Source organism: Micromonospora sp. L31, assembly GCF_052068075.1.
Lineage (GTDB): Bacteria > Actinomycetota > Actinomycetes > Mycobacteriales > Micromonosporaceae > Micromonospora > Micromonospora purpureochromogenes.
This window is the reverse complement of the sequence record NZ_JBQHDC010000010.1, coordinates 24,630-50,003: the sequence shown is the minus strand read 5'-3', so window position 1 is coordinate 50,003 and position 25,374 is coordinate 24,630. Positions and strand designations below refer to the sequence as shown.

Annotated in this window: 22 protein-coding genes; 7 read left to right on the top strand and 15 right to left on the bottom strand. The window is 73.2% G+C overall.

From position 1 onward, the window contains the following. Positions 1–416: 416 nt before the first annotated feature. From ACTMS9_RS24140 to glgX, 6 genes are all read right to left on the bottom strand, one after another. Positions 417–989: a hypothetical protein gene (locus ACTMS9_RS24140; protein ID WP_441148233.1), complete on the bottom strand. Its 573-nt coding sequence runs from the start codon at positions 987–989 to the stop codon at positions 417–419. Next, entirely contained in the window at positions 932–1,483 is a 552-nt protein-coding gene (locus ACTMS9_RS24135) for a matrixin family metalloprotease (RefSeq protein WP_441148234.1), read from the bottom strand. The genes ACTMS9_RS24140 and ACTMS9_RS24135 overlap by 58 nt, the downstream gene beginning before the upstream one ends. Positions 1,484–1,966: 483 nt before the next feature. Further along, complete coding sequence (locus tag ACTMS9_RS24130; protein ID WP_441166088.1) at positions 1,967–2,314, bottom strand: immunity 8 family protein; 348 nt, start codon at positions 2,312–2,314, stop codon at positions 1,967–1,969. Between the two features lie 714 nt (positions 2,315–3,028). Beyond that, on the bottom strand, positions 3,029–4,762 hold the full coding sequence (treZ, locus tag ACTMS9_RS24125) for a malto-oligosyltrehalose trehalohydrolase (protein ID WP_441166087.1): 1,734 nt from the start codon (positions 4,760–4,762) through the stop codon (positions 3,029–3,031). Then, positions 4,759–7,095, bottom strand: coding sequence for a malto-oligosyltrehalose synthase (gene treY, locus ACTMS9_RS24120; protein WP_441166086.1), 2,337 nt, complete (start codon positions 7,093–7,095; stop codon positions 4,759–4,761). The genes treZ and treY overlap by 4 nt, the downstream gene beginning before the upstream one ends. Before the next feature lie 2 nt (positions 7,096–7,097). Further along, complete coding sequence (glgX, locus tag ACTMS9_RS24115; protein ID WP_441166085.1) at positions 7,098–9,215, bottom strand: glycogen debranching protein GlgX; 2,118 nt, start codon at positions 9,213–9,215, stop codon at positions 7,098–7,100. Between the two features lie 315 nt (positions 9,216–9,530). Between glgX and ACTMS9_RS24110 the strand changes: the two genes are divergently transcribed. After that, positions 9,531–10,937, top strand: coding sequence for a glycosyltransferase family 4 protein (locus tag ACTMS9_RS24110; RefSeq protein WP_441166084.1), 1,407 nt, complete (start codon positions 9,531–9,533; stop codon positions 10,935–10,937). Between the two features lie 132 nt (positions 10,938–11,069). On the opposite strand, the gene ACTMS9_RS24105 is transcribed toward ACTMS9_RS24110, so the two are convergent. From ACTMS9_RS24105 to ACTMS9_RS24090, 4 genes are all read right to left on the bottom strand, one after another. Then, positions 11,070–12,353, bottom strand: a complete 1,284-nt coding sequence (locus tag ACTMS9_RS24105; RefSeq protein ID WP_441148240.1) for a citrate synthase — start codon at positions 12,351–12,353, stop codon at positions 11,070–11,072. Between the two features lie 185 nt (positions 12,354–12,538). Beyond that, on the bottom strand, positions 12,539–14,596 hold the full coding sequence (locus ACTMS9_RS24100) for a sulfatase-like hydrolase/transferase (protein WP_441148241.1): 2,058 nt from the start codon (positions 14,594–14,596) through the stop codon (positions 12,539–12,541). After that, positions 14,589–16,001 carry a class I SAM-dependent methyltransferase gene (locus ACTMS9_RS24095; protein WP_441148242.1) on the bottom strand — a complete coding sequence of 471 codons (1,413 nt, stop codon included), beginning with the start codon at positions 15,999–16,001 and terminating at the stop codon, positions 14,589–14,591. The genes ACTMS9_RS24100 and ACTMS9_RS24095 overlap by 8 nt, the downstream gene beginning before the upstream one ends. Positions 16,002–16,017: 16 nt before the next feature. Further along, the gene (locus ACTMS9_RS24090) at positions 16,018–16,167 is read right to left on the bottom strand and encodes a hypothetical protein (RefSeq protein ID WP_170285311.1); all 150 of its coding nucleotides are present in this window, start codon (positions 16,165–16,167) and stop codon (positions 16,018–16,020) included. 195 nt (positions 16,168–16,362) lie between these two features. Here ACTMS9_RS24090 and ACTMS9_RS24085 point away from each other — a divergent pair, with 195 nt between their 5' ends. After that, the gene (locus tag ACTMS9_RS24085; protein ID WP_280837645.1) at positions 16,363–16,758 is read left to right on the top strand and encodes a VOC family protein; all 396 of its coding nucleotides are present in this window, start codon (positions 16,363–16,365) and stop codon (positions 16,756–16,758) included. A 71-nt stretch (positions 16,759–16,829) separates the two neighbouring features. On the opposite strand, the gene ACTMS9_RS24080 is transcribed toward ACTMS9_RS24085, so the two are convergent. After that, the gene (locus ACTMS9_RS24080; protein ID WP_441148243.1) at positions 16,830–17,510 is read right to left on the bottom strand and encodes a helix-turn-helix domain-containing protein; all 681 of its coding nucleotides are present in this window, start codon (positions 17,508–17,510) and stop codon (positions 16,830–16,832) included. Positions 17,511–17,547: 37 nt separating this feature from the next. Between ACTMS9_RS24080 and ACTMS9_RS24075 the strand changes: the two genes are divergently transcribed. Continuing rightward, a complete protein-coding gene (locus ACTMS9_RS24075; RefSeq protein ID WP_441166083.1) occupies positions 17,548–18,399 on the top strand; it encodes an arginase family protein in 852 nt (283 codons plus the stop codon). 101 nt (positions 18,400–18,500) lie between these two features. Here ACTMS9_RS24075 and ACTMS9_RS24070 read toward each other — a convergent pair whose 3' ends face one another. Beyond that, positions 18,501–20,003 (bottom strand): HAMP domain-containing sensor histidine kinase, encoded by a 1,503-nt coding sequence (locus tag ACTMS9_RS24070; protein WP_441166082.1) that lies wholly within the window; start codon positions 20,001–20,003, stop codon positions 18,501–18,503. Next, complete coding sequence (locus ACTMS9_RS24065) at positions 19,981–20,721, bottom strand: response regulator transcription factor (RefSeq protein WP_441166153.1); 741 nt, start codon at positions 20,719–20,721, stop codon at positions 19,981–19,983. Before ACTMS9_RS24065 ends, ACTMS9_RS24070 begins: the two co-directional genes overlap by 23 nt. 220 nt (positions 20,722–20,941) lie before the next feature. On the opposite strand from ACTMS9_RS24065, the gene ACTMS9_RS24060 reads away from it, so the two are divergent. After that, the gene (locus tag ACTMS9_RS24060) at positions 20,942–21,172 is read left to right on the top strand and encodes a hypothetical protein (RefSeq protein WP_441166081.1); all 231 of its coding nucleotides are present in this window, start codon (positions 20,942–20,944) and stop codon (positions 21,170–21,172) included. A 166-nt stretch (positions 21,173–21,338) separates the two neighbouring features. Here the strand turns inward: ACTMS9_RS24060 and ACTMS9_RS24055 are convergent, their stop codons facing one another. Beyond that, on the bottom strand, positions 21,339–21,572 hold the full coding sequence (locus tag ACTMS9_RS24055) for a hypothetical protein (RefSeq protein WP_441166080.1): 234 nt from the start codon (positions 21,570–21,572) through the stop codon (positions 21,339–21,341). 227 nt (positions 21,573–21,799) lie between these two features. On the opposite strand from ACTMS9_RS24055, the gene ACTMS9_RS24050 reads away from it, so the two are divergent. Next, the gene (locus ACTMS9_RS24050; RefSeq protein WP_154937691.1) at positions 21,800–22,750 is read left to right on the top strand and encodes a serine/threonine-protein kinase; all 951 of its coding nucleotides are present in this window, start codon (positions 21,800–21,802) and stop codon (positions 22,748–22,750) included. Positions 22,751–22,809: 59 nt separating this feature from the next. Then, on the top strand, positions 22,810–23,232 hold the full coding sequence (locus tag ACTMS9_RS24045) for an OsmC family protein (protein ID WP_088962435.1): 423 nt from the start codon (positions 22,810–22,812) through the stop codon (positions 23,230–23,232). A gap of 1 nt (position 23,233) precedes the next feature. Here ACTMS9_RS24045 and ACTMS9_RS24040 read toward each other — a convergent pair whose 3' ends face one another. Next, positions 23,234–24,184 carry an endonuclease/exonuclease/phosphatase family protein gene (locus ACTMS9_RS24040; RefSeq protein WP_441166079.1) on the bottom strand — a complete coding sequence of 317 codons (951 nt, stop codon included), beginning with the start codon at positions 24,182–24,184 and terminating at the stop codon, positions 23,234–23,236. 329 nt (positions 24,185–24,513) lie between these two features. On the opposite strand from ACTMS9_RS24040, the gene ACTMS9_RS24035 reads away from it, so the two are divergent. After that, positions 24,514–25,365, top strand: a complete 852-nt coding sequence (locus tag ACTMS9_RS24035; protein ID WP_441166078.1) for a hypothetical protein — start codon at positions 24,514–24,516, stop codon at positions 25,363–25,365. Positions 25,366–25,374 lie beyond the last annotated feature (9 nt).

The following is a 25,374-nucleotide window of genomic DNA, read 5'->3' as shown; positions in this document are numbered from 1 at the left end:
AGTGGCCTTTGACCTGCGTGGGCGGCACTGGGAACGAACCAGTGACCTCTTCGGTGTGAATGTCGATCTCGCCTGCCGTCGCGCTCCAACTGATGCCGTCAGGTGTCGTCGCGGGCGCCCTGGCCACCGTCGGAGCTCATCCGTTACCAGCTGGCACCGAGCCTCTGCTGACTAATGGCTGACGGCAGCAATCCGAGCCGTTCTGGGCTCCGGTCGTTCCTGGCCAGTGCCGCAGTCGCTGGGCGTGCTGCGGCCGCAGGGTGCCGTCCTCGCCCATCGGAAGCACAGACGCGCGCCCGCCTCTACGACGAGCGCGCGTCCGTCCCGCTCATAGCAGGGCTTCAGACGGCACTGAGCAGCGACGTCAGGATTACCTGAGCAAACGGCGGCCGTCGGGCAGGCGGCATGCTGGATTTCTAGATAACATCGTCCAGCTCGATCGTGCTCGGCAGCGAACTACCTGGGCCACCCGCGTACTCATAAACCTTGCCCTTGAGCTTGTATACGCCATCAGCGCCAGTGATGACTGTACGTTTGGTTCCGTCTGGATCATTCTCGATGTTCAGGTACAGCAGATAACTCTGGTCCAGCTGCAACAGCGGCGACGTATCTTCCGACACATACTGCTCAGTGCCGAGCTGACTTACCAGGGCATGCTTCTTTCCCCAAGACCCGACAATTACCTTTTCTACTTCCACAGTGGTCAAAGTGATCGGGAAGCCATGGGATGTCGCGGTTGTGCGCGAGACTGGACGCCCGGTAACGACCGCGACGCTGCCGCCCCGCAGATCAGCCAGTGTGCCTGGCCGGTTAATGCGATCGACCGAAATTTTTGGTGGCCGACTCGGAGATTCTTCCACCTCGGCAGATGCACACCCACCGAGGGGAAAAAGCGCTACAACCAAGAACGCATACCCAAGTAGCGACCGCATCAATAAATCGCGTTTGCGCCGTTGATGTCGTCCGTCCGAGGCGTCCAGTACCCGCACGAATCGTACAGAACTACTACATCGGTGGCCATGATGCGCCCGTCGGAGCAGTTTGCTCCGTTTGAGTGGGCGAGGCCTAGCGCGTGGCCAAGCTCGTGCACCATGACCGCTTGGCGCTTGAGGGCGCTGTAACTGTTCGTGTAGGACTTATTCCACCAGGCGACGATCGTCGTGTCCCACGTTCCCCCGCTGCAAGAGTGCAGCACCGGATTCTGCTGCGACGTGTCAAGGATGATCCCGGCAAATCTCAAGCCCTGCCACTCGGTGCCGAAGTTGCCGTCAGCCACTCTCACGTTGGCGCCGCTAGTCACCTGGGTGAAATTGAACTGCGTGCTTACGCTATTCCATGCATTGATTGCATTAGTGGCAGGTGCGGAGTAGCTAGAATCAGTGATGGCGGGCTGCCACTTGAGCGTATTCCCGCCCGCATTGAACTTACAATTGAAGAGATTGTATGCGGATGCCGGAGACGCCGGGACTGCGATGGCAGCCAAGACTACAACTAGAACAGCCGAAAACGCTGCGAGACGCCGCACATATTCCCCTTTGAATGTCGACACGAGCCCCGCCGAGCAGGATTACCGGCAGGTCTGCTGATTTTTATCGATGCCAAAGCGTCTGTCAAGGCCAAGATCCTCAGCCATCTTCAGCTGTCGGGTCGCCGCCGTTGACTGACCTGCGTCCGAGGGCGACCCACCCCACCATCCTCACTGTCTGCCGCCGACCCACACACCGTGGAGCGGGCCAGGGCCAGGGTGACACGGTGGAGGGCCCTACTGGACGAGTCTCAATAGCGGTTGTCAAGCGTCGGCGTGAGCGGTCCGGAGCGGCCTGGGGGTTAGAAGAAGATCGCGGATGCCTGGCCGGGTGGTCTGCTCCTGGTCAGCCCGTCCGTGGTTGTCGGGCAGCGTCGGCGTCAGCGGACGGGCTTGGCTGTACGAATGGCTGTACAGCGACAGGGCGAGCGGGAGTCCGTCCTAGCTCTTGTAGTCCTCGAACTCCCACAGCCCGAGTCGGCCGACCTTCTCTACAAACTCAGGCCGGCTGGCCGCCTCGACGTTCCCGATCAGCTTGCGTAGCGCCGCCTCAACGGCTGCGGTTGAGAACTCTTCTACGAACAACCAATGGTGCCCTACCAGGAAGGGCTGCCGCCGCAGTAGGTCAGCCAGAGCGGCAGGCGTGCAGACAGTCACCTGGTACTGCTCCTCGCCTGCCTCCCCAACGGCCCCGACGTACACCTCCACCAGCTGGGAGGTGTTCGAAGGATCGAAGGGCTCCCCTGATTCCACGTCTGGGAAACGCACCTGCCGGACCTCTGCGCGCATGGTGGCAAGGTACCGCCAACGTTCTAGCGACTCACGCGGTGGGACCACGCCGTTCGGAACAGCGGATCTCCTCGTCGGGCAGTCGTAGACCGTCCAGCCTCCCCGGACGGGGACAAGGTGGAGCGCCCTACCGGACGAACGACCTTGTCGCCCTGGCCCTGGTCTGCTCGGCTTGCCTGGATCGGTGGCTGGCGGGGTGGCATGCCACCCCCACCACCCAAGGACCCGGAACTGTTCGGCAACTCCATGCCAGACGACGGACGGGGGAGGGACGGAGGTTGAAGCGGGCACCTTCACCCTTCCTTCCCACACCTCGGACCCGTGATCGGCCCGGCGCATTCCGTTCGGCAACTCGCCCGACGGACCGCAGACCGCTCCTCGCGGTGAGACGTCACGAGGTGGGAAGAGACGGAAGGGAGAGGCTATCGTCCTGGCCCCGGTCAACTCCGGGGACTCGTTACCGGGTCCCCTGCTGACCCAGGGGGTGACGCGCGGGGCGGGGCGTGGGTTTCGGGCCGGCTGACTTTCCGCCCCGGCGCCATAGGCGGCCGGGGCGGCGGCTCCGCAGGAGCCGGTTACCGTCCCGCCCCGCGCCGCGCGGAGCGCCTTGATCTAAGTACAGGTCAATTCGGCAACAGACCATAGGGAACTCGTCGTCAATCACAGTTGGCGTTCTCCCCAACCGGGTCCGCGCACGTTCCGAGGCCGCCGACCTCAGAGCGCCACGATCGCCGCCGTCTCCGCCGGCAGCTCGATCCCGTCCCGCATCACCGTGACCCCGGTCCCGGTGGCCAGCAGCACGGTGCGCACCACCCCCGGCAGGTTGATCCGCTGCGCCTTCCCGGCGAGGTTCGCCACCACCAGGTGCTCGCCCCGGCGCATCAGCAGGAAGCGGTCGCCGTGACGTACCTCGACGCGGTCCAGCCGGGGATCGGACAGGTCGGGCCGGCTCTTGCGCAGCGCGATCAGCCGGCGGTGGAACTCGTACATCTCCCGGTGCTCGGGCTTGTCCAGCTCGGCCCAGTCCAGCCGGGAGCGCAGGAAGGTCTGCGGGTCCTGCGGGTCGGGCACGTCCCCCGGCGGCCAGCCGTGCGCGGCGAACTCGCGCCGGCGGCCGGTGGCCACGGCGGTGGCCAGCTCCGGCTCCGGGTGACTGGTGAAGAACTGCCAGGGGGTGCTGGCCGCCCACTCCTCGCCCATGAACAGCATCGGGGTGAACGGCGCGGTCATCAGCAGCACCGCGCCGACCCGCAGCAGCGCCGGGGAGAGGCTGGCGGAGATCCGGTCGCCGGTGGCCCGGTTGCCGATCTGGTCGTGGTTCTGCAGGTACGCCACGAAGCGGTGCCCGGGGGTCCGCTGCCGGTCCACCGGCCGCCCGTGGCTGCGGTTGCGGAAGCTGGACCAGGTGCCGGCGTGGAAGAACGCGCCGCTCAGCACGTCGGTCAGGCACTCCAGCGAGCCGAAGTCGCCGTAGTAGCCCTGCCGCTCCCCGGTGAGCAGGGTGTGCAGGGCGTGGTGGGCGTCGTCGTTCCACTGGGCGTGCAGGCCGAAGCCGCCGGCCTCGCGCGGCGTGATCAGCTTCGGGTCGTTGAGGTCGGACTCGGCGATCAGCGACAGCGGCCGGCCCAGGTGGGTCGAGAGCGCCTCCACCTCGGTGGCCACCTGCTCCAGGAAGTGGGTGGCCCGGGAGTCGGGCATGGCGTGCACGGCGTCCAGCCGCAGCCCGTCGACGTGGTAGTCACGCAGCCACATCAGCACGCTGTCGACGATGTAGCGGCGCACCCCGTCGGAGTGCGGGCCGTCCAGGTTGACGGTGCGGCCCCAGGTGTTGCTCTGCTCGGTGAGGTACGGCGCGAACATCGGCGCGTAGGCCCCGGAGGGCCCGAAATGGTTGTAGACGACGTCGAGGATCACCCCCAGCCCCTTGGCGTGGGCGGCGTCGACCAGCCGTTTCAGCCCGTCCGGGCCGCCGTAGGGCTGGTGCGGGGCGTACCAGCAGACCCCGTCGTAGCCCCAGTTGTACTCGCCGTTGAAGGCGTTGACCGGCAGCAGCTCGATCATGTCGACGCCGAGGTCGACCAGGTGGTCCAGGCGGCTGATCGCCGCGTCGAAGGTGCCCTCGGGGGTGAAGGTGCCGACGTGCAGCTCGTACAGGACGCTGCCCGGTAGCTGCCGGCCGGTCCAGTCCTGGTCGGTCCAGCGGAAGGCGCTGTGGTCGTAGAGCCGGCTGGGCCCGTGCACGCCGGCGGGCTGCCAGGCCGAGCGGGGGTCGGGCAGGGCCCGCTCGTCGTCGTCGAGCAGGAACGCGTAGTCGGTGCCCGGCCCGGCGTCGGGGACCTCGAGGCGCCACCAGCCGTCAGGGCCGGAGCGCATGTGGTGGTCGGCCACGCCGGGCAGGCGCAGCCGGACCCGTGCGGCCTCGGGAGCCCACACCGTGAACTCGGTCATGCGGCAGCCTCCACGGAGTCGGTGGGAGCCAGCAGGGCGACGGGATAGGTGCTCAGCAGATCATCCAGGAGCAGCTCAGACCCACTGTAGACCCGACCGGTGAACACGTCCGTAACACTGTTGCCGGAAATCGAGAGGGTGGTCTGCCGCCAGCCGCCCGAGCGGGCCAGCCCCAGCGGGAGGCGGGTGGCCACCGCGACCGCGCCGCCCCGGTCGAAGGCGACCGCGTGCGCGCCCGCCGGCCCGGGTGCGGCGACCGGCCGGTAGGTGGTGAACAGCTCCGGGTGGTCGCGGCGCAGCCGCAGGGTCCGGGAGACCACCAGCAGCTTCACCGCGCCGTCGGCGGCGACCGCGGGGCGCGGGCCGCCGTCTAGCCGGGCCAGCAGGTCCCGGCGTACGGCGAAGTCGACCGGGCGCCGGTTGTCCGGGTCGACCAGGCTGTTCTCCCAGAGCTCGGTGCCCTGGTAGGTGTCCGGCACGCCGGGCATGGCGAGCTGCACCAGCTTCTGCCCGAGGGAGTTGGACCAGCCGGCCGGGGTGATCTCGTCGGCGAAGGCGGTGATCTCGGCGTGCAGCGGCGGGTCGTCGTACATCCGGTCGACCAGGGCGTGCAGGTCGCGCTCGAAGGCCAGGTCGGGGTCGGCCCAGCTGGTGGAGACCGACGCCTCCCGCGCGGCCTTCTCCACGTACGCGTGCAGCCGCTCGCGCTCGACGGGCCAGGCGCCGACGGCGGTCTGCCAGAGCAGGTGGGCGAAGGCCGGGTCGGCCAGCGGCGCGCGGGACATCCAGTCCTGCACCCGCTCGGACCACCGTCCGGGCAGTTCCGACAGGACGGCGAGCCGGGCCCGGACGTCCTCGCCGCGCTTGGTGTCGTGGGTGGAGAGCGTGGTCATGCCGGCCGGCCAGCGGACCTGCCGGGCGGCGGCGGCGCGGTGGAACTCCGCCGGCGGCACGCCGAAGTGCGCCGGTGAGCCGCCGACCTCGTTGAGTGCGACGAACCGGCTCCACCGGTAGTAGGCGGTGTCCTCCACCCCCTTGGCCATCACCGCGCCGGACAGCTGCGGGAACCGCTTCGCCAGCTCGTGCTCCGGGTCGCGCAGGCGGGCGGTGACCGCGTCCAGGGTGGCGGTCAGGTCGGGGCGGCGGCGCCCCGCCTCCGCGCGGGCCACGGCCAGGTGCCGGGCGCCCACGGGCGGGTAGCCGCGGTAGACCGGGAAGCAGGCGGCCAGCTCGGCGAGGGCCTCCCGGGTGGCCTGCGGGTCCAGTTCCGGGGCGAGGGCGGCCAGCCGGGTCAGCTCGGCAGCGAGCAGCCGGGTGGCGGCGGCCAGCTTGGTGTCGTGGGTCAGGTCCTGCCAGGAGGTGTGCCGGCCGTTCAGCCGGGCGTCCAGGGCGGTGAAGTCGCCCTCGGCGCGCGGGTCGACGAAGAGCCCGCAGACCGCCGCGAGGGCGTCGTAGCCGGTGGTCCCGTCGACGGGCCAGTCGGGCAGCTCCTCGCCGTACTCCAGGATCTTCTCCACCACCAGCCACGCGTCTGCGGCGGCGGCGCGCAGCCGGGCCAGGTAGCCGGCGGGGTCGCGCAGGCCGTCGGGGTGGTCGACCCGGATGCCGTCCAGTTCCCCGGCCGCCGCCCACCGCAGCACCTCCGCGTGGGTGGCGTCGAAGACCGCCGGGTCCTCCACCCGCAGCCCGGCCAGGTCCGAGACGGCGAAGAACCGACGGTACGTCAGCTCGCTGTCCCCACGCCGCCAGGAGATGAGCTCGTAGTGCTGCCGGTCGTGCACCTCGCGCGGACCGCCCGCGCCGGTGCCGTCGGCGATCGGGAAGCGGTGCTCGTGGTAGCGCAGTTCCCCGTCGACGAGCTTGAGGTCGTCGAGGGCGTCGGGGGTGTCGGCGAGCACCGGCAGCAGCAGCCGGCCCCGGTCCCAGTCGATGTCGAACCAGTCCGCGTAGGCCGAGGACCGGCCCCGGCGCAGCACGTCCCACCAGGCCGGGTTGGCCGCCGGCTGGGCCACCCCGGCGTGGTTGGGCACGATGTCGACGACCAGGCCGAGCCCGGCCGCGCGCAGCGCCCGGACCAGCCGCCGCCGGCCGGCCTCGCCGCCGATCTCCGGGTTGACCGCCCGGTGGTCGACCACGTCGTAGCCGTGCGCCGAGCCGGGGGTGGCGGTCAGCAGGGGTGCGCTGTAGAGGTGGGTGACGCCGAGGTCGGCGAGGTAGCCGGCCAGGCCGGCGGTGGCGTCGAGGTCGAAGCCGGGCCGCACCTGGACGCGGTAGGTCGACCCCACCCGCGTCGTCGGTGCCGCCGTCGGGTCGGGTCGAGGGGTGTCGGGCATGGTCAGACCGTCCTCTCCAGGACCACCAGGGAGCGGTCCGGCACGCAGATGGCGCCGCCCGCCTCGACGATCGTGGTCTTCTCCGGTTCCGGTTCCGCGGTGCTGATCACCAGTTCCCACCGCTGCCCGAACTCCTCCCCTGGCAGCGTGAAGTCCAGCGGGGCGTCGTGGGCGTTGAAGCAGAGCAGGAAGGAGGTGTCCTGGTGGCGCTGGCCGTACTGGCCGCGCTCGCGGATGCCGTCGCCGTTGACGAAGAGCGCCACCGAGCGGCCGAAGTCGTTGCCCCAGTCCTCGCCGGTCATCTCCCGGCCGTCCGGGGTGTACCAGGCCAGGTCGGGCAGGCCCGAGCCGGCGGCGCGGCCGCCGACCGGCAGGCCGGTGAAGAACCGGCGGCGGCGGAACACCTGGTGCCGGGCCCGGAAGTCGGTGAGCCGCCGCACGAAGGACAGCAGCTCGTCGTCGGCGTGCTCCCAGTCGATCCAGGCGAGTTCGCTGTCCTGGCAGTAGGCGTTGTTGTTGCCGCGCTGGGTGCGGCCCAGCTCGTCGCCGTGGCCGATCATCGGCACGCCCTGGGAGAGGACCAGGGTGGCGAGGAAGTTGCGCCGCTGCCGGGCGCGCAGGGCCAGCACCGCCGGGTCGTCGGTCTCGCCCTCGACGCCGCAGTTCCAGGACCGGTTGTGGCTCTCGCCGTCGCGGTTCTCCTCGCCGTTGGCCTCGTTGTGCTTGTCGTTGTAGGAGACCAGGTCGTTGAGGGTGAACCCGTCGTGGCAGGTGACGAAGTTGATGCTGTGGAAGGGGCGCCGCCCGTCGTCCTGGTAGAGGTCGGCGGAGCCGGAGATGCGGGAGGCGAACTCGGCGAGGGTGGCCGGCTCGCCGCGCCAGAAGTCCCGCACGGTGTCCCGGTACTTGCCGTTCCACTCGGTCCACTGCGGCGGGAAGTTGCCGACCTGGTAGCCGCCGGGGCCGACGTCCCACGGCTCGGCGATCAGCTTGACCTGGCTGACCACCGGGTCCTGCTGGACCACCTCGAAGAAGGTGGAGAGGCGGTCGACCTCGTAGAACTCGCGGGCCAGGGTGGCGGCGAGGTCGAAGCGGAAGCCGTCGACGTGCATCTCGGTCACCCAGTAGCGCAGCGAGTCCATGATCAGCTGGAGCGAGTGCGGGCTGCGCACGTTGAGGCTGTTGCCGGTGCCGGTGTAGTCCACGAAGTACCGGCGGTCCTCTTCGGAGAGCCGGTAGTAGCTGGCGTTGTCGACGCCCTTGAAGCTCAGCGTCGGGCCGAGGTGGTTGCCCTCGGCGGTGTGGTTGTAGACCACGTCGAGGATGACCTCGATGCCGGCGGCGTGCAGCGCCTTGACCATGCCCCGGAACTCCTGCACCTGCTGGCCGAGCCGGCCGAGCGCGGAGTATCCGTGGTGCGGGGCGAAGAAGCCGATGGTGTTGTAGCCCCAGTAGTTGCGCAGCCGCAGGTCGACCAGGCGATGGTCGTGCACGAACTCGTGCACCGGCATCAGCTCGACGGCGGTGATGCCGAGCCGCTTGAAGTAGTCGATCATGACGGGCGAGGCGATCGCCGCGTACGTGCCGCGCAGCTCGTCCGGGATGCCGGGGTGGCGCATGGTCAGCCCGCGCACGTGCGCCTCGTAGATCACCGAGTGGTGGTACGGGGTGCGCGGCGGCCGGTCGTTGCCCCAGTCGAAGTACGGGTTCACCACCACCGACTTGGGCATGAACGGCGCCGAGTCGGTGGTCGACATCCGGTCCGGGTCACCCAGTTCGTAGTCGTAGACCGCCGGGTCCCAGGAGACATCCCCGTCGACCGCCTTGGCGTACGGGTCGAGCAGCAGCTTGTGCGGGTTGCAGCGCGCCCCGTTGGCCGGGTCGTACGGGCCGTGCACCCGGTAGCCGTACCGCTGGCCCGGCTCCACCCCGGGGAGGTACGCGTGCCAGACGTACGCGTCCACCTCGCGCAGCTCCACCCGCCGCTCCGCGCCGGTGTCCCACTCGTCGAAGAGGCAGAGCTCGATCTTCTCGGCGACCTCGGAGAAGATCGCGAAGTTGGTGCCCATCCCGTCGTAGGTCGCCCCGAGGGGGTAACGCTCGCCCGGCCAGACCTGCATGTCGCTCCTTCGGCCCATGATCATGAGCGCACCGGGCGGGCCACGGGGTGCGCACGCCGCTAATGCCCCACGCCGGCACCGGCCAATCCACCCGTTCGGCGGGCACCCGATATCCACCCACCTGATGCCGAGACAGACCTTTGGGTGTCCTCCGTCACGATAGGCCTTTTCGAGATGCGCGGGACCGCGTCATGCCCTTTGCTTGATGTGGACGCGCCCGCGCGGGCGCCTTCGCTCGGCCCTCGGCCACCCCACCACCTTCTTTCCGCCGCCACCGTTGCCGGCGCGACCTTTCGTGCATGGACGGAGATTGATGTGACCACCCCGCGGGTCGGCGAGCAGCCCGTGACCGCACCGGACCGGACCTGCCGGCCCTCCCCCACCTACCGCCCGCAGATCCCGCCGCAGGGCACCGGCGCCGGGGTGGCCCCGCGCACCCGCCGCATCCTGATGCTCTCCTGGGAGTACCCGCCGGTGCTGGTCGGTGGGCTGGGCCGGCACGTGCACGCGCTGTCGGTGGCCCTGGCCGCCGCCGGGCACGAGGTCACCGTCGTCACCCGGCACGCCGAGGGCGCGCCCCTGGAGGAGTACGCCGACGGCGTGCGGATCGTCCGCGCCGCCGAGGACCCGGTGACCTTCCCGCTGGCCACCGGCTCCCTGCTGGCCTGGACCATGGCCTTCAACCACACCCTGACCCGGGCCGCGCTGCGCGCCACCGAGTCCGGCTCGTACGACGTGATCCACGCCCACGACTGGCTCGTCGCGCACACCGCGATGACCCTGCGCGAGCACCTGGACGTCCCGCTGGTCAGCACCATCCACGCCACCGAGGCCGGCCGGCACCAGGGCTGGCTGCCGGAGGAGATGAACCGCACCATCCACGGCGTCGAGCACTGGCTGGCCAGCGAGTCCGGCCGCGTGATCGTCTGCTCCGGGTACATGCGCGACGAGGTGGGCGCGCTGTTCGGGGTGCCCACCGGCCGGGTGGACGTGGTGCCCAACGGCGTCGAGCCGCACCGCTGGCGGGTGTCGGTGGCCGCGGTCGCCTCGGCCCGCGCCCGGTTCGCCGGGGACGGCCCGCTGGTCACCTTCGCCGGCCGGCTGGTCTACGAGAAGGGCGTGCAGCACCTGCTCGCCGGGCTGCCCCGGCTGCGCGAGCGGCACCCCGGGCTGCGCGCGGTGATCGTCGGCGACGGCCCGTACCGGGCCGCGCTGGAGGCCGAGGTGCACCGGCTCGGGCTGGCCGGCATGGTGAGCATGCCGGGCTTCCTCGGCGGCACCGACCTGCCGGCCGTGATGGCCGCCTCGGACTGCTTCGCCGTGCCGAGCATCTACGAGCCGTTCGGCATGGTGGCCCTGGAGGGCGCCGCGGCCGGCGCGCCCCTCGCGGTCGCCCGTACCGGCGGGCTCGCCGAGATCGTCGAGCCGGGCGTCACCGGGATGACCTTCGCCCCGCAGGATCCGGACGGGCTCACCGAGGCCGTCGACGCCCTGCTCTCCGACCGCGAGCGGGCCCAGTTGCTCGCCCGCCGGGCCCGCGCCATGGTGCACGAGCAGTACGGCTGGTCGGCGATCGCGCACCGGACCGCGACCGCGTACGCCACCGCGATCGCCGGCGACGCGTCGTTCACCACCGAGCGCGCCCAGCTGCGGATGACGCTGGGTCGGGTGTCCGCGCCGACCCCGGAGGGGAACCTGCTGGTCGCCGCCGGCCTGCGCTGAGCCGTACCCGGACCGGGCCGTCGACCCCGCGCGGGGCCGGCGGCCCTCGTCGTGCCCCGGCCGCGGCGGTCCCCGAGCACGGCGAAGGCCGCCGACCCGCAGGGGGTCGGCGGCCTTCGTGGTACGGGTTGCTCAGCGCTCGGCGATCGCGGTGTAGTCCCGCTCCGGGGAGCCGGTGTAGATCTGCCGCGGCCGGCCGATCTTGGTCTCCGGGTCGTTGATCATCTCGCGCCACTGGGCGATCCAGCCGGGCAGCCGGCCCAGCGCGAAGAGCACCGTGAACATCTTGGTCGGGAAGCCCATGGCCTTGTAGATCAGGCCGGTGTAGAAGTCCACGTTCGGGTAGAGCTTGCGGGTGACGAAGAAATCGTCGGCGAGGGCGATCTCCTCCAGCTGCATCGCGATGTCCAGCATCGGGTCCGGCTTGGCCATCCGGCCGAGCACGTCCTGAGCGGCCTTCTTCACGATGGCGGCGCGCGGGTCGTAGTTCTTGTAGACCCGGTGGCCGAAGCCCATCAGCTTCACGCCGTCCTGCTTGTCCTTGACCTTGCGGACGAAGGAGCGGACGTCACCGCCCTCGGCGTTGATCTTCTCCAGCATCTCCAGCACGGCCTGGTTGGCGCCGCCGTGCAGCGGGCCGAACAGGGCGTTGACGCCGGCCGAGACCGAGGCGAAGAGGTTGGCGTTGCTGGAGCCGACCAGCCGCACCGTGGAGGTCGAGCAGTTCTGCTCGTGGTCGGCGTGCAGCACGAAGAGCATGTCCAGCACGCGGGCCACCACCGGGTCGACCTCGTACGGCTCCGCCGGCACGCCGAAGGTCATCCGCAGGAAGTTCTCCACGTAGCCCAGCGAGTTGTCCGGGTACAGCAGCGGCTGGCCGATGGACTTCTTGTAGGCGTACGAGGCGATGGTGGGGACCTTCGCCATCAGCCGGATCGTGGACATCTCCACGTGCTCGGAGTCGAACGGGTCCAGGCTGTCCTGGTAGAAGGTCGAGATCGCGCTGACGGCCGAGGAGAGCACGGCCATCGGGTGCGCGTCGCGCGGGAAGCCGTCGAAGAACCGGCGCATCTCCTCGTGCAGCAGCGAGTGCCGCCGGATCCGGTCGCTGAACTCGGTGAGCTGCTGCTGGGTGGGCAGCTCACCGTAGATCAGCAGGTAGGAGACCTCCAGGAAGGAGGACTTCTCGGCCAACTGCTCGATCGGGTACCCGCGGTAGCGCAGGATGCCGGCGTCGCCGTCGATGTAGGTGATCGCGGACGAACAGGACGCGGTGTTGACGAAACCGGGATCGTACGTGGTCATCCCGGTTTCCTTCAGCAGCTTGCTCACCCCGATGCCCGCGGGGCCTTCGACCGCGGCCTGCACCGGCATCGAAAGCTGCCCACCGGGGTGATCGAGCTTGACTTCCGTCATGTGGTTCCTCGCTTCGCCGGCGAATCTTCGTTGAATTGCCTTCGCTTTTACCGTAATCACGGTCCCCGGGGTACCGCCGCCCGTGGTTCGGTGGTGAGGTATGCGTCACCCGATTCCCGGCCTTACGGCTGGGAAACCCTGGTGAGCGCGGGCGAGCCCGACGATGACGGACGCCGGGGACGAAGCTACGACAGGGTGAGCCGGCGCAGATCGCCGTCGGCACCGACCCGGTAGAGGTCGAGCCGGTTGGCCCCGGCGCGGTAGAGGTGGTCGTCGGGGAGCAGGGCGGCGAAGCGGCGGCCCCCCTTGTCCCGCGGCACCACCGGCACGACCGCGCCGACGCGGCCGTTGACCGCCACCGCGAGCAGCGTGCCGTCGGGCACCTGCCGGGGCACGGTCCCCCAGACCAGCGCCGGCAGCTCGCCGGCGGCCGGGTCGACGCGCTCGAACGCCGCCCGGTTCGCCACGGTGGCCGTCCCGCCGGTCGGCCGGTCGCCGACCTGGGTGCCGAGCAGCGGGTGCGGCGCCGGGTCCGGCGGCCGGGTGGGCACCCCGCCGCGCAGGGTCAGCGGCTGGCCCGGCCGGTCGTAGAAGTGCTTCTCGGCGCTCTGGCGCGGGGCCTGGCGGGCGGAGCGCCCGTCGACCCGCCAGGGGATCCGGACGTGCGCCTCGTCGGCGATGGTGGGCAGCAGGTCGACGTGCTCCCAGTTGCGGTCGTCGACCCGGCCGGCCCGCTGCCCGGGGGTGCGGACGAACATCGGCACCCAGGCCACCTCGCCGGCCGCGTGGTCGATCGCGTCCAGCCCCCGACCCTGCCAGTCCCGGGTGAAGCTCACCCCGTGGTCGGCGGTGAGCAGGATCAGCGCCTTGTCCCAGAGGCCGGAGGCGCGCAGCGTGCGCAGGGTCTCGCCGACCAGCCGGTCGGTGTAGCGCAGCTGGGCCAGATGCCGGGCCCGGGCCAGCTCGACCCAGCCGGTGCCGTCGTTGGGCAGATCCTCGGGTGCGGCGTAGCGCGCCCCGGAGGGCAGGAACGTCCAGGGTGCGTGGGGCATCAGCAGGTGCAGGAAGTGCAGCGTGGGCCGGGACGACGGGCGCAGGCCGGCCAGGAAGCTGGTGAACCGGGCCGGCTGGTTGTCGTCCAGGCTGTCGAAGCGGAACCTCGGGTCGGCCGGGACCGGCTCGGCGGCGTTCACGCCGGCCTCGGCGCGGGTCCGCTCCCGGTACGACTCCTCCGGGTCGATCCGGCTGTCCACCGGCGCGGCGACCTGCCGCAGCAGCTTGCCGCTCTCCCGGACCAGCACGCCGAGCCCCTGCTCCGGGTCGGTCGGCTGGTCACAGCGACTGGGCGGGCAGAGCCGGGTGATGCTCTCCTGGGCGCGGACGTCGTACAGGCCGCCGAGGGCGGTGAACAGGTTGTCCGGGTACTGCGAGTAGTGCGGGGGGAGCGGCTGCGCCGGGTAGCGGCCGGTGAGCATCGCCGGCAGCGCGTACGGCGTCCAGCCGCTGACCCCGGTGGCGTTTCGGTACCAGGTCGACCCGGCGGCCAGCTCGGCGAAGTGCGGGTAGGCCGCGGCGTCGATCCGGCCGTCCGGGCCGAGCAGGGAGACCAGCGGCAGCTCGTCGAGGACGATCATGACGACCGGCGGGTGCTCCCCCGGCCCGGCCACCCCTGCCGCGCCGCCGTGCGCCCGGGGCAGCACGACCGCCGAGGCGGGCGAGGCGAAGAGGAAGAGCGCGACGAAGACCGGCGGCCCGATCGCGGCGACCCGCAGCACCCGCCCCAACCCGCCCCACCGGGCGTACGCCGCCGCTGCGGCGCCGCCGAGCAGCACGGCGGCCAGCAGCAGCGGTACGCCCCGCAGCGGCGTGCCGTGCCGGCCCACCTGCACCGCGAGCGCGGCCAGCAGCAGCCCGACGATCGCGAGGTGCGCGCCCCGCCGGACCCGCCCGCCGGCCAGCCCGGTGGCCAGCCCGAGCAGGGCGACGGCGAGCGTGGGCAGCACCGCGATCAGCGCCACCAGCAGCAGCACGTCGCGCGGGGCGGCGCGGTGGAACAGGAAGAAGTCGGGGCTGCGCCCGAGCACGTCGAGCAGGGGCTGGGTGACCACCAGGCCGAGCAGGGCCGCCACCTCCAGCAGCCGGCCCAGCTCGGCACGCCACCGGCCAACGGTGGCCGGGGTTGACGCGGGTGGCGGCCCGGGGTCACGCCGGTCGGCCGGCGGCGCGAGGACCGGGTCAGCCACCCACCACCGCCTGGTAGAGCGTGCGGGTGCCGCAGGGCAGTTCCCGCTGCCGCTCGACCCGACAGCGCGCCGCCAGCAGCCGCTCGAACTCGTCACGCCGGTAGTCGGGGAAGATCCCGTCCGGCTTGTTGGCCAGCAGCCGGCGGGCCATCGGGTCCTCGGGGTGGACGAACTCGACCACCAGCCGGCCGCCGGGCCGGGCGTACGCGACGAGCTGGTCGAGCACCTCGGGCAGCGGCACGTTGCCGCCGATGGCCAGGTGGTGCGCGACGGCCAGGGCGAGCACCACGTCGGCCCGGGCCCGGTCGCCGAAGCTGGCCCGCTCCACACCCCGCCAGCCGCCCCCGGGCGAAGGGTCGGCCAGGTCCATCACCAGCGGCAGGATCCGGTGTTCGCCCTCGGCGCGCAGGGCCCGGTAGAGGGTGTCCACCACGGCCGGGTCCTGCTCGACGGCGACCACCTGCGCGGCGTGCCGGGCGGCGATCCGGGCGTACCGGCCGTCGTTGGCGCCGAGGTCGAGCACCAGCCCGGCCGGGGCGGCGGCCACCGCCGCCTCGACGAAGCCCTCCTTCTCCTCCCGGTCCCGCACGGTGTAGCTACAGGTGCGCTGGTAGTCGACCCAGTGGCTGCCCTCGTCGCGCCGGTCCAAGCGGCGGATCAGCCGGTCGATGCCGCGTACGGTGGCCAGGGCCAGGTCGCGGGAGTAGCCGGCGGCCTTCAGTTGGGCCCGGACGTCGGTGGTGCTGGCCCGGGCGTTGCGGCCCTGCATGGCGCCGTGCAGGTGCACGTGGGTCGGCACGCCGGGCAGCAGCCGGCGGGCGCCCCGGAACAGGCGGCGCATCTGGTCCGGCTCGATGCCGTCGACGCGGGCCCGCAACCAGGGCTGGAAGTCCAGGCCGAGGTGGGCCTGGAGCAGCAGCGGGTAGAGCAGGGTCTGGCAGAACTGCCGGTAGCCGGCCCACGGCTCGGCCTCGGCGAGCGGCGCGAAGGAGCCCACGTCGATGAAGACCGGGCTGGCGCCGCGCCACTGCAGGTTGTAGGCCGACCCGTCCTTGGTGGTGAAGCCGGCGGACAGCGCCCGGCGCAGGATCTCCAGGTGCAGCAGCGCCGCGTCGCGCAGCATCGCGAACGACCACTCGTACGGGTGGGAGACGAACGGGATCCGCTCGTGCCGCAGCACCGCCGTCCAGCCCGGCAACCGGGTCGCGTCGACCGGCTCGGTGCCGCAGATCTTGCCCTCGGCGAGCAGCTCGGCGAAGAAGGCGCTGCCGGAGAGCGCCCGCCAGTCACGGGCGCCGTCGGGGCCGAGCCCGCGCAGCACCTCGTCGCCGGCGTGGAAGACCCGGTTGGCCGGGTCGCGGAAGGAGCCGGGCTCGACCCGGATCCCGGTGTCGGGGACCGCCATCGGGGGTGGACCCTGCTCAGCCGCGGTCGGTGGGCTGCCGGCGGAACCGGTCGACCAGCCGGCGCCAGTAGAGCTTGGCGGCGACGGCCGCCCCCGCGACCCCGCCGACCACCGCCTGCACGATCAGGCTGCCGGATCCCGCGTCCAGGTAGGCCAGGTGAATCACCGACCGCTCCCTTCCCTCGCCCTCGTGTGGGCCGGCGCTGCGGGCACGCCGAGATGCGGCTTTTCCACCCATAAGGCCGGACTTGTTCCTTGGTCACGGTACGCCGCCGGAGGCGGTCGTGCGGCCCACACCGACCACTGCGACCCGTCCGTTCCGTTCAAGACCCCGACCCCGCTGCGGGCCTAGCGTGTCGCCATGGCACTTCACCTGGATCTGGTCGGCATGGCCGTCGCCGACATGGCCCGCAGTCTCGACTTCTACCGGCGGCTGGGACTGGCCATCCCGCCCGAGGCGGACGCGGAGGACCACGTGGAGGTCACCCTCCCCGGGGGCCTGCGGCTGGCCTGGGACGCGGTGACGATGGTCCGCACCTTCCACCCGGGGTGGACGCCGCCGACCGGCAGCCCCCGGGTCAACCTCGCCTTCCGCTGCGCCGACCCGGCCGAGGTGGACCGCTACTGGGCGGAGCTGACCGGCGCCGGCTTCCACGGCGAGCTGCCGCCCTGGGACGCCTTCTGGGGCCAGCGGTACGCGGTGCTGCACGACCCGGACGGCAACGGCGTCGACCTGTACGCCCCGCTGCCCGGCTGACCGTCACCGCCGGAGGACCAGTCCCGCGGCCGGGTCAGCCCTGCACGACCGTACAGACGACCGCCGGCGGGTCAGCTCCGCAGCACGGTCGTCGGGGGGACGCCGGCCAGCTCGCGCACGTCGCGGGTGAGGTGCGCCTGGTCGGCGTACCCGCTGCGCGCGGCCACCTCGGCCAGCCCGACGCCGGTGCGGGCCAGCGCGAGGGCGCGACGCATCCGCAGGATGCGGGCGAGGGTCTTCGGGCCGTACCCGAAGAGGGCCTGGCTGCGCCGGTGCAGAACGCGCGGGCCGAGGCCGACCTCGGCGGCGGCCGCGGTGACGGTGGCGCCGGCGGCGAGCAGGGCGGCGACCCGCGCGCCGAGCGGGTCGGGACCGCCGGCGGCGGCCAGCCGGGCGGCGGCGACCGCCTCCAGCGCGGCCCCGGTCGGCCGGTCCCCCAGCCGCTCGGCGACCTCGGCCGCCGCGCGGCCCCAGAGCGCGTCGAGCGGCACCCGACGGTCCCGCAGCTCGTCGGCGGGGACGCCGAAGACCGCCGGGCCGGTGCCCGGCGGCAGCCGCAGCCCCAGCCACCGCTCCCCCGGCGCCGCGACGCTCAGGTACGCCGTGCGGTCCGGCCCGGCCACCAGCAGGCCGGACCGGCTGGACCAGAGCAGATCGAGACAGCCGTCCGGCAGCACCCGGGTGGCCGCGCCCTCGCTGACGGCGGCCCAGAGCACGGCGCCCCGCAGAGCCGCCCGACGTTCCCGGTACATCGCACCCAGCCTGCCACGTCGGGGCTAACCTGCGCCTGTGCGATGGACGGTGCTGGACGCGGCGCTGGACTCCTCCGGCCGGAGCCGGGGTGAGGAACGCGGCCCCGGCGCGCTGCGGGCCGCCGGCCTGCTGGCCGCGCTGGGCGCCGACGATGGCGGAGCGGTCGACGCCCGGATCGACGATGCCACCCGGGATCCGGCGACCGGGCTGATCGGGGCAGAGCAGGTCCGCCGGGCCAGTCGGGCGATCGCCGCGCAGGTGGCGGCGGTCCGCGCCGCCGGCCGGCACCCGCTGGTCCTGGGCGGGGACTGCACCCTCCTGCTCGGCGTCTTCCTCGCCCTGCCGCCCGGCAGCGGGCTGTGGTTCCTGGACGGTCACCCGGACTTCTACGACGGGTTCGGCTCGGCGACCGGGGAGGGCGCCGACATGGAGCTGTCCATCCTCACCGGCCACGGCCCGGACCTCTTCGACCGGGCGGCGCCGCTGGTGGCGCCGGAGCTGGTCCGGCTGGTCGGCCACCGCCCGCCGCGCGACGAGGAGGCCCGCCGGGAGGCCGACCGGGTGGACCCGCGGATCCCCCGGCTGCCGGCGGCGGAGCTGCGGCGACGGGGAGCCGGGGCGGTCGGCTGCGAACTGGCGGCGGAGGGCGCCGGGCCGGCCTGGCTGCACCTGGACGTCGACGTGCTCGACCCGCGGGTGCTGCCGGCCGTGACGTACCCGGAGCCCGACGGGCTGGACTGGGCCGACCTGCTCGCGCTGACCACGCCGCTGGTGCGCTCCGGCCGCCTGCTGGGGATGAGCGTCGCCGACCTCGACGCCGACGGGGACCCCGACGGGCGGTACGCGCGCCGCCTCGTCGAGGTCCTCGCCGCCGCCCTCAGTCCCTGACCCCGGGCGCGGGCCGGCGGTGGTGCATGGCCAGGCGCAACAGCAGGACTGTCCATGCCGGCAAGCCTGGCGAGGCCGGTTGGACCGGCCCCGTGACCGGGCTATGCGTCGGCTGTGGAAGCCGGCAGCAGCACCCGGAAGACGGTGTGACCCGGCCGGCTCTCGACCTCGACGGACCCGTGGTGCGCCTCCACCACCGCCGCGACGATCGCCAGGCCGAGGCCGGTGCTGCCGTGCTCCCGGGACCGGGAGCTGTCGCCACGGGCGAACCGTTCGAACACCTCGCCCTGCAGCTCGGGCGGGATGCCGGGCCCGTCGTCGGCGACGCTGATCTGCACGCCGCCGGGGGTACGGGCCAGCCGGGTGGTCACCGTGGTGCCCGGCGGGGTGTGCACCTGGGCGTTGGCCAGCAGGTTCGCCATCACCTGGTGCAGCCGGGCGGCGTCGCCCGGCACGTCGAGCACCTCGTCGGGCAGGTCGAGCTGCCAGCGGTGCTCCGGTCCGGCGACGTGCGCGTCGCTGACCGCGTCGACGATCAGCGCGGTCAGGTCGACCGGCTCCGCCGCCAGCGGCCGGCCGGAGTCCAGCCGGGCCAGCAGCAGCAGGTCGTCGACGAGGCTGGTCATTTGGGTGCTGGCCGACTCCACCCGGCGCAGCGCGTGCGCCACGTCCGGCGGCACCCGGTCCCGCCCGCGCCGGGCCACCTCGGCGTAGCCGCGGATCGCGGCCAGCGGCGTACGCAGCTCGTGGCTGGCGTCGGCGACGAACTGGCGTACCCGGGTCTCGCTGGCCTGCCGCGCGGCGAGCGCGGCGGCGACGTGCCCCAGCATCCGGTTCAGCGCCGCCCCCACCTGCCCGACCTCGGTACGCGGGTCGGTGTCGCTCTCGGGCACCCGCACCGACAGGGCCACCTCGCCGCGGTCCAGCGGCAGCTCGGTCACCCGGGCGGCGGTGGCGGCGACCCGGTTCAGCGGGCGCAGCGTGGCCCGCACGATCAGCGCGCCCAGGGCGCCCGCGACCAGCAGGCCGGCGGCGGCGACGCCCGCCTGGGCGGCGATCATCCACCAGACGGTCTCCTGCACCCCGGCCAGCGGGATGGCGAAGACCAGCACGTCACCGTCGGGCGCCTGCCGGGCCACCGCCCGGTAGTCGCCCAGCCCGCCCAGGTCGACGCTGCGCGGCCGCCCGTCGGTCGGGATCCGGGTCAGCGCCGACACGTCGGCGGCCGGGAGGGCCTCCGTCGGCCCGGAGCTGCTGCGGATCCGCGCGGACGCGACACCACCGTCGACGACCTTGACCGCGATCGAGTCGGGTGGGAAGCCGGGCGGCGGCTCGGGCGCCCGCTGGTCGTTCGCCCGCTGCCGCTCGGCGAACTGCCGGTACCAGGGCGGGAGCCCCTGCTGCCGGCGGTCGTCGGCGGTGATCTGGTTGTCGACCTGGGCGATCAGGAAGTGCCGCAGCGCCACCGTGGTCAGGCCACCGATGGCGATGCTGACCAGGGCGAGCAGCGCCACCACCGCGGCGACCAGGCGGCTCCGCAGGGACCGCCCGGCCAGCCAGGAGCGCAGCCGGCCGCCGGGGTCACTCCGCGGGCTTGAGGACATACCCCGCGCCGCGCAGCGTGTGGATCATCGGCGCCCGGCCGGCGTCGATCTTCTTCCGCAGGTACGAGATGTAGAGCTCCACGACGTTGGCCTGCCCGCCGAAGTCGTAGTTCCAGACCCGATCCAGGATCTGCGCCTTGCTCAGCACCCGCCGCGGGTTGCGCATCAGGTAGCGCAGCAGCTCGAACTCGGTGGCGGTGAGGGTGATCAGCTCGCCGCTCCGGCGCACCTCGTGGCTGTCCTCGTCGAGGCTGAGGTCGCCGACGGTGAGCACGGCGTCCTCGCGGGCGGCCACGGCGAAGCCGGAGCGGCGCAGCAGCGCGCGCAGCCGGGCGATGACCTCCTCGAGGCTGAACGGCTTGGTGACGTAGTCGTCGCCGCCGACGGTCAGCCCGGCGATCCGCTCCTCGACGGCGTCGCGGGCGGTCAGGAAGAGCACCGGCACGGTCGGGGTCTGCTCGCGCAGCCGGCGCAGCACCTGGAAGCCGTCCAGGTCGGGCAGCATCACGTCGAGGACCACGGCGTCCGGCTGGAACTGCCGGGCCGTGCTCAGCGCGGCCATCCCGTTGCCGGCGCTGCGCACCTGCCAGCCCTCGTAGCGCAGCGCCATCGACAGCAGGTCGGTCAGGGTCGGCTCGTCGTCGACCACCAGGACCCGGACCGGCTCGCCGTCAGGCCGACGGAGTTCGATCCGCTGCTGCGCTGCCTGCCCGTCCATCACCATGCCCCCATCGTGGGCGCCGTGCCTGGCGCTGCCCTGTGCGCATCCTGTGCGTGGGCTGTGCGCGCCGACACGGGTCGGCTCGACCGTACCGGGCCGGGCAACGTCGCGCCGGGCGAACCGGCCCGCCGGGCGAAGCGGCCGCCGGGTCGGGCCGCACAGCGCGGGCACAGGCCCGGCCCACGTCGGATCCAGGCTGCGACGGCAGGCTCGGGCCATGGAGGTCGAGGAGGTCCGCTGGGCGTACCGAGGGCGGGTGGCGCGGGTCGCGGTGACCGACCGGGCCGCGCTGCCCCAGGCGCGGCGGACGCTGGTCCGGTTGCTGGCCGGGCTGCGCCGCGCCGAGGACGAGCTGGCCCGGGCGCACCGGGCGCACCGGGCGCACCGGGCGGCGGGGCGGCCGGTGCCGGTCGGCCCGCTGCTGCGGGACCTGGTCGCGGGGCGGTGACCGGGGCCGCGCCGGACGCGACCCGGGCGGCGATGCTCGCGATCGCCGCGCTGCGTGCGGGGATCCGCCGGGCCGGACTGGTTGGCGGGTCAGTGCGTCGCGGTGTGGCTCGCGCCCCGCGCACCGGCCCCGTTGGTCGGCGACCGCCCGGCGCGCCGGTGACCGGTCACTCGCTCGCCCCCACCGGATAGGTGCGCACGAACCGCATCGTCCAGACCCCGCTGCCGTCGGGCCGGTCCCGCGCGTAGAGGTGGTCCGGACCGCCGCCACCCGGCGGCGGCTCGGCGTCGGGGTGCCGCATGATCCACCGCTCCGGCGGCTCGCCGCCCGGATCGGCGGGCACCTCCCGGACCAGGTCGTGGGCCGGCCCGCCGACGAAGCGCACGGTCACCTCGCCCATCCGCGTCCCCTCCGTCCGCCGGCGCACCGGGTCGGTGCCGAGCAGGCGTCGCGGCCGGTACGCCGGACGCCGGACCCCCTGGCTGGCAAGCTACCGCACCGGCGGTGGCCCCGAGCCCGCTCCGGGCCGACCCGCCCACGGGTTTGCCCTGCTGGGAGCGCGGGTACCGGCTCCGAAGGAGCGCAGCCACACCGGGCAGGCGGCACGAAACAGGCAGGAGCTGGTCGATGAGGACGCTGGCCGGGCGGTACCAGCTCGCACAGCGCATCGGCTTGGGCGGGATGTCCGAGGTATGGCGCGCGCACGACCTGGTGCTGGACCGGCCGGTCGCGGTGAAGCTGATGTCCCCCGAGCAGCAGGGCGAAGAGACCTCGGTCGAGCGGATCCGCGCCGAGGCGCGCAACGCCGCCCGGCTGGTGCACCCCAACGTGGCGAGCGTGCACGACTTCGGCACCTCGACCACGCTGCCCGGCCGCGAGGCGCCGTACATCGTGATGGAACTGGCCGAGGGCGAGACGCTCGCCGCGCACCTGCGTGCCGGGCCGCTGGACTGGCGGATCGCGGTCCGGGTCTGCGCGGAGGTGGCGGCCGCGCTGGCCGCCGCGCACGCGCACGGCATCGTGCACCGCGACGTGAAGCCGGCCAACGTCATGCTCACCCCGTCCGGGGTGAAGGTCCTCGACTTCGGCATCGCCACGCCGGCCGGCGCGCCCGACCACAGCCCGGACGGCATGGTGGTGGGCACCCCGGCGTACCTGGCCCCCGAGCAGTTCGACCGGAAGCCGGCAACCCCGGCGGCCGACATGTACGCCCTCGGCGTGCTCCTCTACTACTGCCTCACCGGCCGCCTGCCGTACGCGGCGGGGACGACCGCCACCCAGCTGGTCGGTGCCCGGCGACGGGTGGCGGCGGAACCGCTGCCCCCGATCGAGGGGTTGCCGCCGGAGGTGGCCGAGCTGTGCCGCCAGTGCCTCGCCGACGACCCGTCCCGCCGGCCGACCAGCCTGATGGCCGCGCTGCTGCTGGCCGAGGTGGTGGACGCCCGGGTGTACGTGCCGATGCTGGCGTCGGTGCCCCGGCCCCGTCCCGCCCCGGTCTCCGAGTGGACCGAGCGCGCCGCGACGGAGGCGACGGAGGCGGTCGCACTCGACGACTGGTCCCGCACCGGGTCGGCCTGACCGGCGTTTCACCCGATCGAGTCCGGGAACCCGGGCCGGTGACTGACGGGAGGAACGCGATGCCGGATCCCAGTTCCTGGCTGAACGAGGCCACCGCGACCGCCTCGGGCGGCCACGTACGCACCGACGACGGCGGCTGGTCCACGGCGCTGGCGTCCCCACTCGCGCCGCACTGCACGGGCCTGACGCCGGAGCAGCTGCTGGCCGCCGCGTTCGCGTCCTGCCTGCACCACGCGGCGGTGGAGGCGGCCGGCGAGATCACCGACGAGGCGCACACCGTGCAGGTGACCGCCGAGGCGAAGCTGGGCCGCGACGACGACGGGCGCTACCGGGCGGACGTGCACGCCTCCATCTCGTCGGTGGGCCTGACCCGCGAGCAGCTGGCCGACCTGGTCGAGTACGCCGACCGGATCTGGCCCTTCTCGAGCGGCGACGCCAGCCGGCACCGGTTGACCGTGACGCCCGCCGACGGGCGGCGCTGAGTCACCAGCGGAAGCCGGCGGTCACCGCCCGGTGGTCGGAGTCCGGCGTGCGCAGCACGTCGGCCGCGGTGGGCGTGAGGCCGCGGTAGAGCACGTGGTCGGGCCGGGTGACCGGCACCGACGAGGGCCAGGTGAAGCCGAAGCCCCGGCCGGCGTCGGCCTGGGCGTCGCCCAGCAGGCGGGTCAGCGGGTCGAAGACCCGGTCGGTGGTGGCGGTGTTCAGGTCCCCGAGCACCAGCAGCCGGTCGGCGCGGTCGGCGCGCACCGCCCCGGCCAGGGTGCGGACGGTCTCGTCCCGGGTGGCGGTGTCGCCGGCCCGGGCCGATCCGAGGTGCACCACGTAGACCGTGAGGTCGCCCCGCGGGGTGGCGACGACGGCCCGCAGCGCGCGGGTCCAGCCCAGCCCGGTGTCCACTCCGGCGGAGTCCCGGATGGGGTAGCGGCTCCACAGCGCGACGGTGGAGACCGACGCGCGGTGCGGGTAGCGCTGCCGCAGGTCGGCGGCGAGCCGGCCGGCGTCGTCGACCTCCTGGAGCGCGATGAGGTCGACCCCGGCCTCGGCGAGCGGGGCGACCGTGCCGGCGGGGTCGGGATTGCCCGCGCGCAGGTTCTGGCTGGCCACCCGGATGCCGGCCGGACCGCTGCCGGCGGCCGGCGGCAGCCAGACGCCGCCGTACATCAGCGCCCAGACGGCCGCCGGGAGCGCGACGGCCACCAGTGCCCGCCGGGAGCGGCGCAGCAGTGCGGCCAGGGCGAGCACCGGCACCCCGAGGCCGAGCAGCGGTGTCGCGCTGTCGAGCAGGCTGCCCAGGCCGCGCACGTTGGGCACCGCGCGGTGGCCGGCCAGCACCGCCGCCAGCAGCACGGCGAGCAGCATCAGGACGAGTCCGCGCCGGTCACCGGGGCGGTGGGCGGCACTGCGGACGGGCTCGTCGATCATGCTGTCGGTCACCGTCCGAATCGTACCGAGCCGCCGCCGGGGCGGCGGCGACAACACCTCGACCGCCGGTGACCTGGGCGTCCGCCGCGCGGTGGGCCGGTGGGTCGGCGGTACGGCCGGCAGCCGTCGCCCGAACGGCGGAGTGCCGTCGCTCGGGCCCGCGCGGTCGTGTCGCGCCGGATTCCTCCGGTTCTTTCCGACATCAAGGATAAGTAGGACTGGCGAGGTCGGCGCTGTTCCTGACCGACCGCCGGTAATGCCCGGTCGGATCATCGCAAATTGTGGCGCATGCCACCAATGACCCCGATGGCAAGCGGCGGTGGGCTCTCTAGCCTCGTCGGGTGCTTGCCGACGACTCCCCCCAGCAGCAGCCGCCCGGAACCCGACCGCATACCCGTACGGTCGATGGCGCATCGGGCGAACGGCGGATCGGCCGACACCGCGCCCCGGAGCCACCCCGACGCGGAGCGCGCGCCGTACTGGCCTCCACCCCGGCCCGGGTCGCCCTGGCCGGGGGCGTGACCTGCTGCCTCGGGCTGGTGGCGTTCGCCGGCGCGCACGACCCCGCCCCGCGCGGGACCCCGGTCAGCGAGGTGCTGGCGGACCGGGCCGAGGCCGCCGACCGCGCCTCCCGATCGCTGGACCGGGGCGCCTCACCGATCGCCGTCCCGGTCACGCCGATCCCCACGGCCAGCCCCAGCCCGTCGGCCACCCGGCAGGCCACGCCGAAGCCGAAGAAGCCGGCCAAGCCCCGGCGGCCCCGGCCGGTCGCCGGCCTCACCCAGGCGCAGATGGACAACGCCAAGGTGATCGTGGACGTCGGCGTGCAGCTGCAGGTGCCCCGGCGCGGCCTGGTCGTCGCCATCGCCACCGCGATGCAGGAGAGCAACCTCTACAACCTGGCCAGCGACGTGCTGCCCGAGTCGTACGACTATCCGCACCAGGGCAGCGGCTCCGACCACGACTCGGTCGGGCTGTTCCAGCAGCGCCCGAGCAGCGGGTGGGGCACGGTGGCCCAGCTGATGCGTCCCGCGTACGCGGCCCGGGCGTTCTACACGGCGCTGGCCGAGGTGCCCGGCTGGCGGGAGATGAGCGTGACCGCCGCCGCGCAGGCCGTGCAGGTCTCGGCGTTCCCCGACGCGTACGCCCGGCACGAGCAGCGGGCGACCACGGTGGTGGCGGCGCTGACCTGAGCTGAGTCG